The sequence below is a fragment of the Dolichospermum planctonicum genome, from assembly GCF_005402965.1.
In the GTDB taxonomy this organism is placed as follows: domain Bacteria; phylum Cyanobacteriota; class Cyanobacteriia; order Cyanobacteriales; family Nostocaceae; genus Dolichospermum; species Dolichospermum planctonicum.
The window spans coordinates 1-13,303 of record NZ_BJCF01000075.1 but is presented as its reverse complement, the minus strand read 5'-3'; the positions used below and the strand labels follow the sequence as shown (position 1 = coordinate 13,303).

Genomic DNA, 13,303 nt, shown 5'->3' with positions numbered 1-13,303 from the left:
CACCACCCCCCTTTTAATGATATGTATTCTCATTAAGCTTATTTCTCTTTAATTGATCGTTAGTTATTATGTACTACTATCTCTGCTTTTTTGATCTGTGACAGTTCAGGGTGCGGAATGTGGGATAGAAGCAGATCCTCAACAACTGTACCAACTCCAAAGCGAACTTGAGGCTTTAGGAATATATCTACATGAAGAAGTTGAAAGGTTTTGCGAAATTTATTTTAAACCGAAACAGCGTCAAAGTCCGGCTGATCATCAAGGGATGAATGCAGCACTAGATCCAGCAGTTGATCGCTTTCGTGCTTTTAATAACGAGAAACCAGAGGAAGCGAAAGTTTGGCGGAAAAAACTCACAGCTTTTCGGAATTTGTACAGTTTTTTGAGTCAGATTATACCCTACCAAGATTCTGATTTAGAAGGACTTTACATTTTTCTGCGTTATCTATCATCTAAATTGCCACGTCGTCCCCAGGAAGCGCAGTATGATTTTGATAGCGAAGTCCAGCTAGAGTATTACCGTCTCCAGAAAATTAGTGAAGGTTCAATAGAGTTAAGGAAAAGTAATGCTCATCCTCTGGACGGACAAAAGGATATTGGAACAGGTATTGCGAGAGAAAATACTGTTAAATTATCACAGTTAATTGAGATTATTAATAATCGTTTTGGAACTGATTTTAACCAAGCCGATCAATTATTTTTTGATCAAATTGTGGAAACTGCTGCAAGTTCCGATGAATTACAACAAGCTGCACGGGTAAATTCTGCTGATAAATTTGGTTTGCTTTTTAGTCAGATGTTAGAGTCTTTGTTTGTGGAAAGAGTAGATCAAAATGAAGTGATTTTTGCCCGTTATATGAATGATAGTGATTTTCAGAAGGTGGTTGCAGATTGGTTAGTTAGGGAAGTTTATAAGAGGATAACTAAGAGTGGATAAAATTATAAGATTTTTCCAAATAAAAACAAAAAGAGAGCGTTTTCACGTCTATTTCTTGCTGTTTTTAAATTTCCTAATCACGCTTTTGCCGTTTAGCCATCGTTGCAAAAGGCAGGAAACAATGAGAACATTCCCCTTGTACCCAATCTGCGGGAATAGGGAAAGGGGTTTCACAATTAGTACATTTTATTAATAAACGTAAATTGTGGCGATGCCTTTGGCCAGCGTAGCCATCGCATCTAATTTTATCCTTTAACTGCCACTCCACCCGATGACAAGGAACTTCAGCATAACAAGCAGCACATAACCTAATTGGTCTAAGCTTCATCGTCATTCCCCCAGATGGCAGCATTTCTATTAACCTATCAGCATTAACTCCCACCACAGAAGCCAAAGCCTCCAACTCCTGTCTAGTAGGAAAAGGATTAAAATACAACTTTTCCCAACGTAAAATAACAACGTAAAATAACTGCACCCAGTCCAGTCAATTTACCCAACTGGGTAGAAGTTAAATAATTTTCTCGGCGAAAACGACCTAAGAAATGACTTAAACTTTCTCCATCCAGGGGTTCTACCTCAAAAAAACGAGGTTCATCCGCAGCAATTTCCATTATTCAAACCAATCTAAAACTTCAGTTAAAGTCTCTTTATCTATTTTCTTCAATCCTTTTCTCAAAGCTAAAATTGAAGCTCTTCTCAATACCCGATCTACTAAACCAATTTTTCCACTGGTTTTTTGATACAAAGGTAATAAAGTTTCATTTCTTGTCAGATTAGAAGGGAGAGGCAAACATAAAACCTCTTCTTCCCAAATTTTTACTAATTCAGAAAATCTTTTCTCTGATACTAATGGTAATCTATAACATTCTATAAATCGATCATGAATGTAAGGCTCTTTTTTAATTAGATTATCCAAACCATCCGTACCTACAAGAACAATGGAAATTCTCAGCAAGTCGTAAATTCGGGCAATTTCACTAAAAGTATTCAACTTGAGAAAATTTGCTTCATCAATAATTAGCATTTCCACCTTAGATTCTTTGAGTAGTCTTTGTACCCGTCTTCTGATATCAGTAAGTTTTCCCGTAGTTGACTCATACTTTAAACTTTCCAGAATCAGAACTAATAATTCACCCGATGAGCAATCTCCTGGAACTTGCATATACAAAACAGGTACAATATCTTTTTTCCCTCCTCTTTTTTGTGGCTTATTTAATAGTCTATATACATCACAAGTAACCGACTTACCTGCTCGTGGAGGTGCAACAATGCGACCACATTGTTTAGAAAGACGCAACCCATCTAACCAATCATGGATTTTTTGTATATGCTCTAATTCCACAATACTGGGAGTCAGGAGACGTTCAATTTCTGGCTGTAATTCCTCTGGAATTGGTTCATGTCCCCATAAATTTTGTACCCATTTCTGCCAATAATCGTCTTTCATAATTTGTGTTGTTTGGATAGGTATTAATAAAATTAATCTGTGAATTGAATTAAAAACTACTCATCATAGTCTTGACGTAGTTGTTCATAGTTGAAAACTCTAGGTCTTCGAGATTGTGGTGCTTGGGTTTTAGGCGTTTCGTCTGGAGTTTCTACCAGTTCTGTATTACCGAGATTGATGGATTCATAAACAGGATGAACTTGAGCCTGTTCTTCTTTTTTGCGTTCCTTCTGAGTCTTTTTCTTTTGCTTGATGAAAGTATCTCTATCGTGTATCTCTGCCAAAATGGATTTATTGCTGAGTGTTTTACCCACAGAATGCACTTTTCGACTAGCAGCTTTAGCCTCTTCTAAAGATAATTGCTCTGTTTCCCAATTCAACGCATGAGCAGCAGAAAGAAGCTCTTCCTTACCTTTATCTATTCGATAAACCCAAACAGTTGTAATATCCCTGGGATCATATCTGAGTAAAACACTTTCCCCAGCGTAAGCCGCTAAGTAGTCTCCTCGATACATAATATTTTCAAAGCTGAGATATCCGCCTTTGTAAATACTGCGTCGAGTTTTTTTCATCAAACAGACATCTAATTCACGCTCCTTCACTATTTTGGGTAGAGCAGGTAATCCTGCTTCCCATCTTTGGAATCTTGATTGTTCTTTTGTACGTGCATCAAGACGCTGATTATAGTTGTCAATAATGTAGCGAACTAATAATAGGTGTAGTTCCCGTAAAGTTAAGCAAGCTTCTTCTTCTGCTGTCTTAGGACGTTCTTGAATATTAGAGCCTAGATAACCATAGAAACCAGAGAGAAATTCTGTATTGATAGTGCCAAAACTACGTTCTTCAATACCTCCTTCACTGGGGCGATCGCGCAGATGACACTCAAAGCCTAATTGGAAACCAATCTGTTTTAAGTGGTCTGAGCGAAAATCTCTGCCACCATCAGTGAAAAGATTTTCAGGTACACCATAAGTTGCCCATTCACAATGAAGTTTGTATTCCGCACTATACTGCTTTGGCAAAATAGCATGGCGTAATGCTAGGGCTACCACTTGAGAACTTGGTGCATCAAAGCCCAAATGGATACCCATAATACAGCGAGAGTAACTGTCTGTAATTTTGGTGAACCAAGGGCGAGACAAAGGCTCACCATATTGATCAACCAACATGACATCTAGTTTTGTATGGTCACACTGCCAAACATGATTACTATGATGTACATCTAAGGTTTGCCCATCACGAGTTTTGTGGGATACTCGTGACCCCCGCCATCCAACATTTCGTACTTTCTGTTTTTGCTCTTTCCGCTCAATAATAGGGTTAAGAACTCTGTAAACTGTCATGTGACTGGGGTAATCTTCTAAACCTAGCTGTCCTGCTCTGACTTGTACCCTGATTGCTACTTGAGCCGGAGTCATTTTTTTACTACCCTTATTACCTTCTTTAAAAGTGCTGATCATAAATTTTTGCCACTCAGGGTCTATCCGATAACTGCCTTTATCATTTCTCTCAGTGTCAACAATTGCGGATAGACCGTCTTGTTGATACTTCTTAACTAGACGCTGGACAGTTCTGACAGTCTTACCCAGTTTTTCTGCTGCTCCCCTTAATTTCTGACCATAGGTTTTGCGATCGCATGGTTCAAGTAGACTTTGAATCACTTCCATCTTGAGTTTTGCTTCAGCCGAAAGTTCGGTAATAATTACGTTTGTTTCTTCTGGTTCATCATTCTGAATTTCTGCCAAATCATTGTTGTCATCAAATGGCAGAGATTCCTTGTCTTGATTGAAGATAGGTATTTCATCCATAGTGGGACTTAGACAAAATAGTAGTTCGCTATTGTGCGGGTACATCCAACTTTCCTGGGGTACAGGATGTATTTGTTAATATAAATGTATTATCATTTAACTATGATATCGCCTCTTACCCTAAAAAGCGACAGTTAATTTGTTATGATGCTAAAAAAATTTTATAATCAGAAAAAACTAAAAGGCGACGTACAATATGTTATTGTAACAGATAACGACAATTAAAATGTTAAATATCTGAGTAAATGTTTTAATAATAAAAACGCTGTAAACACTTATGCAGTGAGAATTTCAGCGTTCTTAACTTTAACGACATTATTTTGTTATAACGACAAATAATTTGTTACTCGACATTAATTTTCCACAACCCTTTTGGGATGCTGGTAATGAAGCTGAAGAAACGGCTAATAATCTTGCTAAAAATGTCAAAGAATTAACTGAAAAATCAAAGATTTAGAAACTTCTATTTTGGATTTTTCTCCACCTAAAGAAGTTACTAAAGTTAAACAGCAGATTCAAAAAATTAATGATGAAGTAAAACAGGTTCAAACTCAAGAACAAAATCAGCGCGACATTGCTAAGTAACAGAAAGCGAAAGGGGACGCTATTTACTGGAATATTCTTCAGTCCACAAAATTACTCTTGTCAAGCAAGATAGCTTCTTTGGCGGGCAAGATGCCCGCACCACAAGATTTTTATCAGATTTTTATCAACTGCATTGATCATTTCATAAATCAACAATCATCCAACCTATAAAAACTGGGTCAGGAATAGTCTTAGTTAAGAAACATCCGCACCTAAGGCTATCCTAATTACCCAAAATATCATTAAAGAGGCGATCGCTAACCAATCTGCCATTTTTAACTTTAATTCTTGCCATTTAACCTGATGTTCATTAGGACTAGTAAAACCCCTAACCATCATCGCATTTGCCATTTGTTCAGCCCGCAAAAGCAGATTTTTTAATAGTCTCTCAGTCACAATTAACCAAACTTTTGCTCCTCTTTTTAATCCTAACTTTTTCCAATTAATTGCCCTAGTCATAACGGAACGAACTAAGTTTTGGATTTCTTCTAAAACCAAGGGAATAAACCGCAAAGATAAAGTTAGAGTTAGGGTGATTTCTGTAACTGGAATATTCAATCTTCTTAAAGGCTGCATTAAACTTTCTATTCCTGAAGTAATTTCCTCCGGTGCGGTTGTGAGCAAATATAAATTAGTGCTGTAGATTAATGTAAAAACTATTGTACTCAAACTAATTGCTAAATCCCAAGAACGGCGACTTACTCTCACAAATCCCTGGTGAAATAACACATAGCTATACTGTTTATTACTATCTAATATTTTGGGAGTAATTTGGTTTTTTTTATCAGTGCTTGGTTGCGTGAGAATTTGCTCATTTCCAGGTAAACGGGACTGATAATTTATACCTAATCCATCGGGACTAATTGCGCCAATAGCTAATACCATAAATGATAATACCAGCAGCCAGCCCATTTGTTGTCGCCATACTCTGAGCGGAATTTTAGCAAACACAGTAAAAAGAATTAGCAGTAATACCAGCAATACCCGCCAATAATTATTAGCGAAAACATAGCTACTTAGAAAGCTCAATAACCAAATTAACTTAACTCGCGGGTCGAGTTTATGTAACCAAGTTTGCGGTTCTTCTAAGTAAAGTCCGATGGGTAGCGATCGCAGTAAATCCATATTTTTGTCATTGGTCAGTTGTCATTTGTCAGTTGTCAACGGCATCAAGTCCAGGAAGATGACCAACTGACAATAGTTATTTATTTTACACGAGTAGCTCGATTCGGACCACCAATTTCCATTTCTCGAACTTTCTTACTGCGCCAAAATAGACGAATGGGTGTCCCTTGAAAGCCCAACTGTTTACGGAATTGTCGTTCGATATAGCGGCGATAATTCTCATTAAAGCGTGTAGCATCATTTACAAACAAAGCAATAGAAGGAGGCTGACTACTCACCTGAGTCCCATAATATATTTTACCCTGACGACCGCCCCGGGAAGTCGGTGGTGAATGCCAACTGATAGCATCTTCTAGCACTTCATTAATTACCGATGTACTTACGCGGCGTTTATGTGATTCAGCGGCTTCATTGACCAATTCTAAAATCTTTTCTACTCTTAATCCCGTAACTGCACTCACAAAAATAGTATCTGCCCATTCAGTAAAATGTAAGCGTGACTCTAAATCTTTTTCATGGTCATAGATAGTATAAGAGTCTTTTTCGACAGCATCCCACTTATTAACAACAATAACACAAGCGCGACCTTCTTCTAAAACGCGCCCAGCTAATTTTTGATCTTGTTCGGTTACACCATCTATGGCATCAATCACTAATAAAACCACATCAGCCCGACGAATAGCTTTGAATGCGCGATTAATACTGAAAAATTCCGTCCCGTATTCTATATGTTTCTTTTTGCGAATACCAGCGGTATCAATCAACCTGTAAGTCTGTCCACCTCTCTCAACTATCGTATCAATTGTATCTCTAGTTGTTCCAGAAATAGGACTGACAATAGCTCTATTTTCACCGACAAAAGCATTTAGTAAACTGGATTTGCCCACATTGGGTCGGCCGATAATAGCGACTTTAATTTCAGGATTTTCCTCTACTTCTGTTGCATAAGGAATGTGATTCATTAACTCATCGAGAATTTCCCCCGTACCACTACCATGAATAGCGGAAATGGGGAAAGGTTCACCTAGTCCTAATTCCCAAAATTCAGCGGCTTGAATCACTCCTTGATCTGGGGATTCGCATTTATTCACGGCCAATAATACGGGTACTGGTTGCTGACGTAACCATTCAGAAATTTCTTCATCTGCGGGCATTAGACCGGCTTGCCCATCAACTACGAAAATCGCGGCAGAGGCTTCTGCAAGAGCCGTTAAAGCCTGTTGGCGAATTAAAGGTAGAAATTCGGTGTCATCATTAAAAACTAGGCCGCCTGTGTCCACTACCACAAATTCCCGATCATTCCAAAATGCTGGACGATACGTGCGATCGCGTGTTACACCTGGTTCATCGTGGACTATTGCTGTTTGATCTCCAGCAAGACGATTTACAAAGGTAGATTTGCCCACATTTGGGCGGCCGATAATTGCAACAATTGGCAATGGCATAAACTAGAGTTCTTTAGTGCTGAGTGTGTAGGTGTGCTGAGTTTTGTCTCTACGTTCTTCACCCAGCACTGTTTTAGAGAACTATTTATTGTATCATGGTTTTTGATAATTAGGAGTTTTTGAAAAAGTTGTTTGTTAGAAATAATTAAATTTGTTTGTGAAATCGGATATTATAGATAGATAAATCCCTGAATTTTTAGAGAAATCAGGGATCTAAATATCAGGATATTTAACTAGATTTCATTCAGAAATTGAAGCAACTGGATCTTCAATTTCAGAGGATACACTAGGTAATTCTAAACAATATCCAGCCCCATAGACGGTTTTAATGTAGCGTGGATGACGAGGATCGGGTTCAAGTTTGGTTCTCAAATGACGAATATGCACGCGAATAGTCTCAATATCATCATCAGGATCATAACCCCAAACTTCTCTGAGGATTTCACTAGGGGAAACGGTTTGTCCGTGACGTTGTAGCAAGCAGTGGAGTAACTCAAATTCTAAATGAGTCAATTTCACTGTTGTTTTGAACCAGATAGCCTCAAATCTTTCAGGAACAAGGGTAAGAGATCCATAGTTGAGAATTTCACTATGTTTTGCTGCTTGGGGAATTCTGTCAGTGCGTCGCAATAAAGCCCGTATCCGTGCTAATAATTCCTCTACCTCAAACGGTTTGGTAAGGTAGTCATCCGCACCAGCATTAAACCCTTCTACCTTATTTTGAGTTTGGCTTAAAGCAGTCAACATCAATACAGGAATCTCAGCAGTGCGTTCATCCCGACGTAAGCGTTGACAAACTGTAAACCCATCTACTTTGGGTAACATCAGATCAAGCATAATTAAGTCCGGTTGTAGCTGGAGAGCCAGCGCTTGACCTTTGATACCATCTTCGGCTTGACTAACATCGTAGCCCGCCATTTCCAAGTTGACGGCAACAAGTTCTGAAATCGCTAGGTCATCATCTATGACAAGAATCCTGGGCATTCTTAAAAATTATAACTACTTTATTTAAGGATAATTGACGTTCCCCTCACTACTAAAAGTTCGCTGTGCTAATTCTGGTAGAAAGTTGAGGGACTTTTGAGATCATCAAGCAAACCGTAAACTTTTGTTTTCCTTGATATATAAAAAGATTACCATCTTAATTATAAAAAATATGTTAAATCTAATATAAATATTAAAATCAGATCATTGTCAAATTCATTATCCTATTCTTATGTATAAGTACGAATATTTACCGCCATATTTTTTGCAAAATGGCATGACCATGACAACTTATACAGCTTTGTGGGCTAGTCGTGATTGGGAGAGTAAAACTACTCATCCAGAACCAGGATATCACGAAGTCATCTTCACAGGTGGACAAGGTGTGCCAATTTTTGGTAAGGTTGCTATTCCCCCAAATGCCCATAGTACAATTATTGGCACTTATGGTATTACTGGAGAATTAGACCAACAATGGTTTTTGCAAATTTTGGGACGCAAGGCTTACGCCCAAGGTTATGCTGTAGTATTATTTGATTGGCGGGCGCATGGTAAAACCGCAGAATTATCGCCAACATTGACTTCAGACGGTTTGTATGAGGGGGAAGATTTTGTCAGAATTGCGGAAACGTCCGCAAAAATGGGTTGTCCTCCGCAATTTTGGTTCATAGGCTATTCTTTGGGGGGACAATTGGCCTTATGGGGAGTGAAAGCCGCAGCAGATTTAGCACCCAAAGATATTGATCTTGCTGGTGGGGCGGTGATTTGTCCGAGTTTAGATTCCTGTCGATCACTGACTTATTTAGTTACGCACCCATTCGGTAAATATATTGAATCTCGCATTGCTAAAGAATTAAAAAAACTAGCTTGGAAAATCCATGCTGCTTATCCTGAATCTATTAAGCCTGAAGCTATTCATAGGGCTAATAGCATTTGGGCATTTGACGAAGAACTCGTTATTGAAGGTTTGGGTTTCCCTAGCGTCACTGATTATTATCAAGCCAGCAGTGGGTTAGAATTGTTACCTAAACTATCAAAACCAACCTTAATTCTATATGCTGCTGATGACCCCTTATTTGATCCTGCTATTATTCCTGATTTAGAAACCGCTGCTAGGAAAAATCCCGATATAGATTTATTACTCACTCGTTACGGTGGCCATGTTGGTTATGTGAGTAGCAAAAGATGTCAAAATCAATATCAAGATCCTGATCAATGGTGGGCTTGGAATCGCGTTTTACAGTGGATAGAAATAAAACGTCACCAAAAAATTGAACAGGTTTCTCTGGAAAAAAGTAACTCTTGCGTCTCTTTTATGGTGATTGAGGATTGATTATCACAAAACTCTTACGGGACAAAGGTGATAAACAATTATCCCCATATTTTCAGTGAAATGCGGACACAATAAGGCTTTCAATGATTTTGACCCAGGTTTTCCATAAAATGTCCGCAAGAACCATTTTTTCCCTGTTCCCCGATCCTTCCTGTTCCCTTCTCTCAACTTCTCGGTTTAGCATAACAAGTACCGAATAACCAAAAAAGTAAAGTTTAATTATTAAGAACTGTGTTTAATTGTAATTGGCTACCTGCACCTAAAAACTTAAATTTGTCATTACATAATGTGCATCTTTGGCGCATTAATTTAAATCAGTCGGAATCACAATTACAAGATTTTTGGGAAACTTTATCTAGTGATGAAATTGCTCGCGCCGAAAGGTTTTATTTTCCTGAACATCGGCAAAGATTTATCGCTGGACGTGGCACTCTCCGCGCCATTTTAGGGCGATATTTAGCTATTGATCCCAAACAAGTGGAATTTGAATATCAACCCCGTGGTAAGCCTTTTTTAGCGGCTAAATTTGCCAATCAAAGATTATTCTTTAATTTATCTCATTCCCAAAATTTAGCTTTGTGTGGCGTAAGTTCTCAAAATCTTGGTGTAGATTTAGAATGTATTCGCACTATGCCAGATTTAGAAAGTCTGGCCAAACGGTTTTTTTCTGCTGAAGAATATGAACATCTGCGGTTAGTTTCTTCTGAAGAACAAAAACAAATATTTTTCCGTTATTGGACTTGTAAAGAAGCTTATGTAAAAGCTACAGGAGATGGTTTAGTCAAGTTAGAAGAAATTAAAATATCTTTAACAAAAAATCAACCCAGTAGATTACTTGTATCAGGAGATTGGAATTTAAGGGAATTAACACCAACAGATAATTTTGCGGCCGCAGTTGTCGTTGCGGGGAGGAATATTAATTTACATTGTTGGGAATATTCACCTTTTGTGGACTATTAAATGGGTTTCCTGTCTCATAACTGAAGTCGCTTAAAAGCGACTGGAATTAGCAGTAATTTTGTTTTGAGGGGAAATTCGGCCAAGGTAAACTAAGATTTAGTTTGGGTAGAGTCATGACTAAACTTTCTGAAAAACTTATGTTTACTGTGGCCTGACTAATTGATGAATTTAACTCATACCAAATGATTACTTTTTCAGCAACCCTTAATTAATCATCTCAACTCCAGTAGAAAAATCACAGTTTAGACATTATTCAGATGCTAATAATTCCCGAATTATCCGAGTTACAGCTTTTTGAGTGACGCGATTAGCAATTTGTTGGCCTAAACGCTGTACTCCTGGATTAACAATGATTTGGGCTAATTGTGGGGCTATTTTAGTAGCATCAAAACCTTTAGTTTCTCGCAGAATACCAGCAATGCGTTTAATATATTCTAAGGTTTGTTGTTGTTCAACTGTTGCTGATGGGATTTGATTTACTGCTGTTAATCCTACCCTTTCTCGGAGTATATAGGTGAAGTTATGTAAAGCATTTTTACTAACAGCGTCTACACTATTGAAAAATTCATCAACTAATCTATCACGAATAAATGAACCGCGTTCTGAAGAAAGAAATTCTACTCCTTGATTGAGGACTAAGTTAAGATCATATTCTTGGTTACTGCGGGCATTTTTTAACAAGTTTTCCAAACGATTCCAGCGGAATTTACCATCTTTAAAAAGTAACTCTTTTAATGATGTTCTTAACTCATCTGCTGGATCTGTTAATAACCGTTTAGCAACATAAGGATAGGCTTCGCTGAGAACTTTGAAGTTGGGATCTATATAAATTGCAATTCCTTCTAAAGTGACAAGAGAACGAATAATTAAAGCGTAATAAGGTGGAACACGGAAAGGATATTCATACATTAAAGCCGATAAATCATCGGTAATACTTTTAATATTCAAATCCGCTACACTTGCACCTTCCGCGTTAGCAAATACCTTAGCAAAAGCCGGAACAATAGGAGTAAGGTCTGTTTCTGGAGTCAGAAATTCTAGCTTTACATAGTCTTTTGCTAAACTATCAAATTCTCGGTTAACAACGTGAACAATTGCCTCAATTAAACCATAACGTTGGGCTGGTTTAACTTCGCTCATCATGCCAAAATCAAGATAAGCTAATTTACCATCCATAGTAGCTAACAAGTTACCCGGGTGGGGGTCAGCATGGAAAAATCCATGTTCTAATAATTGACGCAAGGAACACTGGACACCAATTTCAATTAAATACCGCGCATTGATTCCTAAGGCCGCAATTTTTTCTGGTTGAGTTAATTTCAAACCGTTAATCCATTCCATCGTTAAAACCCGACGGTTGGTGTATTCCCAGTAAATTTTTGGTACATAAATATCCTTCATGTTACCATATAACTCAAAAAAGCGTTCGGCATTTTCCCCTTCATGAATGTAATCCATTTCTTCAAAAATGCGATCGCCCAATTCATCTAAAATCCCGACTAAATCACTACGTACCCGCTTGACTTTGCGCTGTACCCAACCAGCCAGATTTCGTAAAATATACAAATCTATAGTAATTCGTTCCCGTAAATCTGGACGCTGAACTTTAATCGCTACCTCTTCCCCAGTTTTCAATTTTCCTTTATATACCTGTCCCAAGGAAGCAGCCGCAATGGGTTGAGCAGACAATTCTGCATAAATTTCCGTCGGTGGCGCTCCTAGTTCTTCTTCTATAAACTGGTAAGCTATTTCATTAGGAAAAGCCGGTAATTGATCTTGCAGTTTAGTCAATTCTTCTAAATAAACTGGTGGGACTAAATCTGGCCTAGTAGATAAAGCCTGACCGATTTTAATGTAAGCCGGACCGAGTTTTGTTAATAATTTTCTGAGTTGAATGGCGCGACGTTGTTCATTTTTTACCAAAATTCCCCATTGCTTATCCCACCACAAGCCAAACACAAAGGAAATTGTTGGTTTAAGAACCGTCAAAATCCGCCCTAAAACTTGTAAAAATCGTCCACTATATTGTTCTTGTATTTCCACAGGATCATACAGCACTGTCTCTGGTTCAGTTCCTGTTGTCACTCGCGGCTTATGTCTCGGCCGTCTGGAGACTTCCGCTGACTTGATTACTAAAGTCTCTGCACTTTTTTCCGCTATGACTTCAATTACGGACAATTCGCCTCCGCGACTGTCCTCCTGACTTGTTCGAGAACTAGGGGGAAGTGTCTTAACCATCATGAAGAAGCCACCAGTTAAATCAACGTTGTTAAATATTGTAACAATATCTTGTCTTTTAGAAATATTTTTGTCAATTATTATCTTTCATGTTTTTGTCAGATACAGCATATTTTAACTTGATACATTACGATTAAGAACATTATGATAGTGGTTTTTTGCTCTTGTAGAGCAGCAGAGGAGGCCGAGAAAAGAGAAATATAGAGGGTTTTTATCTAAATTTGGGACTTTTTTATTTGCAAGTCTCTTCTTAAATTACAAGATTGATTAAATAATTTGCAGATTTTGTTATCGGACTATAAGTTATTTGTATAGGACTTTGACAAAAAAGAACTTTCTCAATAAAGGGGGGTTCATTCTCATGATTATTGAGAATTTTATCAATAATTTCACGAGTTTCGGTAATTTCAGCCGAGGGGCTTGACAGTGTTTTGAGTTTCG

Annotated in this window: 10 protein-coding genes and 1 pseudogene; 3 read left to right on the top strand and 8 right to left on the bottom strand. The window is 37.9% G+C overall.

Annotated elements, in window-relative coordinates; all coding sequences use genetic code 11:
* The first annotated feature begins 97 nt into the window (after window positions 1-97).
* On the top strand, window positions 98-937 hold the full coding sequence (locus FFO06_RS19805) for a hypothetical protein (RefSeq protein WP_201275498.1): 840 nt from the start codon (window positions 98-100) through the stop codon (window positions 935-937).
* A 73-nt stretch (window positions 938-1,010) separates the two neighbouring features.
* Here the strand turns inward: FFO06_RS19805 and FFO06_RS19800 are convergent.
* The 6 genes and pseudogenes from FFO06_RS19800 to rpaA form a co-directional block, all read right to left on the bottom strand.
* Window positions 1,011-1,548: pseudogene (locus FFO06_RS19800) on the bottom strand (TniQ family protein).
* The gene (locus FFO06_RS19795; RefSeq protein WP_137909566.1) at window positions 1,548-2,384 is read right to left on the bottom strand and encodes a TniB family NTP-binding protein; all 837 of its coding nucleotides are present in this window, start codon (window positions 2,382-2,384) and stop codon (window positions 1,548-1,550) included. The pseudogene FFO06_RS19800 and the gene FFO06_RS19795 overlap by 1 nt, the downstream one beginning before the upstream one ends.
* Before the next feature lie 56 nt (window positions 2,385-2,440).
* A complete protein-coding gene (locus FFO06_RS19790) occupies window positions 2,441-4,192 on the bottom strand; it encodes a TnsB C-terminal domain-containing protein (RefSeq protein WP_137909565.1) in 1,752 nt (583 codons plus the stop codon).
* Window positions 4,193-4,972: 780 nt separating this feature from the next.
* Window positions 4,973-5,902 carry an energy-coupling factor transporter transmembrane component T family protein gene (locus FFO06_RS19785; protein ID WP_137909564.1) on the bottom strand — a complete coding sequence of 310 codons (930 nt, stop codon included), beginning with the start codon at window positions 5,900-5,902 and terminating at the stop codon, window positions 4,973-4,975.
* 80 nt (window positions 5,903-5,982) lie between these two features.
* Window positions 5,983-7,347 carry a ribosome biogenesis GTPase Der gene (gene der, locus FFO06_RS19780; protein WP_137909563.1) on the bottom strand — a complete coding sequence of 455 codons (1,365 nt, stop codon included), beginning with the start codon at window positions 7,345-7,347 and terminating at the stop codon, window positions 5,983-5,985.
* Between the two features lie 240 nt (window positions 7,348-7,587).
* Entirely contained in the window at window positions 7,588-8,331 is a 744-nt protein-coding gene (gene rpaA, locus FFO06_RS19775) for a two component system response regulator RpaA (protein ID WP_028082828.1), read from the bottom strand.
* A 232-nt stretch (window positions 8,332-8,563) separates the two neighbouring features.
* Between rpaA and FFO06_RS19770 the strand changes: the two genes are divergently transcribed.
* Both FFO06_RS19770 and hetI read left to right on the top strand, forming a co-directional pair.
* The gene (locus tag FFO06_RS19770) at window positions 8,564-9,664 is read left to right on the top strand and encodes a YheT family hydrolase (RefSeq protein ID WP_137909562.1); all 1,101 of its coding nucleotides are present in this window, start codon (window positions 8,564-8,566) and stop codon (window positions 9,662-9,664) included.
* 231 nt (window positions 9,665-9,895) lie between these two features.
* Window positions 9,896-10,624, top strand: coding sequence for a 4'-phosphopantetheinyl transferase HetI (gene hetI, locus FFO06_RS19765; protein WP_137909561.1), 729 nt, complete (start codon window positions 9,896-9,898; stop codon window positions 10,622-10,624).
* Window positions 10,625-10,873: 249 nt separating this feature from the next.
* Here the strand turns inward: hetI and FFO06_RS19760 are convergent, their stop codons facing one another.
* Together FFO06_RS19760 and FFO06_RS22170 are read right to left on the bottom strand one after the other, a co-directional pair.
* Window positions 10,874-12,865: an ABC1 kinase family protein gene (locus tag FFO06_RS19760; protein ID WP_137909560.1), complete on the bottom strand. Its 1,992-nt coding sequence runs from the start codon at window positions 12,863-12,865 to the stop codon at window positions 10,874-10,876.
* A 247-nt stretch (window positions 12,866-13,112) separates the two neighbouring features.
* Window positions 13,113-13,303 (bottom strand): hypothetical protein (locus tag FFO06_RS22170; RefSeq protein WP_236097194.1); only part of this gene is annotated, 191 nt, incomplete at its 5' end.

What these genes read in the sequence shown, in the direction of transcription:
- FFO06_RS19790 (WP_137909565.1), bottom strand. Translation starts at nt 4,192, where the DNA reads ATGGATGAAATACCTATCTTCAATCAAGACAAGGAATCTCTGCCATTT.
- der (WP_137909563.1), bottom strand. Translation starts at nt 7,347, where the DNA reads ATGCCATTGCCAATTGTTGCAATTATCGGCCGCCCAAATGTGGGCAAA.
- FFO06_RS19760 (WP_137909560.1), bottom strand. Translation starts at nt 12,865, where the DNA reads ATGATGGTTAAGACACTTCCCCCTAGTTCTCGAACAAGTCAGGAGGAC.
- FFO06_RS19785 (WP_137909564.1), bottom strand. Translation starts at nt 5,902, where the DNA reads ATGGATTTACTGCGATCGCTACCCATCGGACTTTACTTAGAAGAACCG.
- FFO06_RS19770 (WP_137909562.1), top strand. Translation starts at nt 8,564, where the DNA reads ATGTATAAGTACGAATATTTACCGCCATATTTTTTGCAAAATGGCATG.
- FFO06_RS19795 (WP_137909566.1), bottom strand. Translation starts at nt 2,384, where the DNA reads ATGAAAGACGATTATTGGCAGAAATGGGTACAAAATTTATGGGGACAT.
- rpaA (WP_028082828.1), bottom strand. Translation starts at nt 8,331, where the DNA reads ATGCCCAGGATTCTTGTCATAGATGATGACCTAGCGATTTCAGAACTT.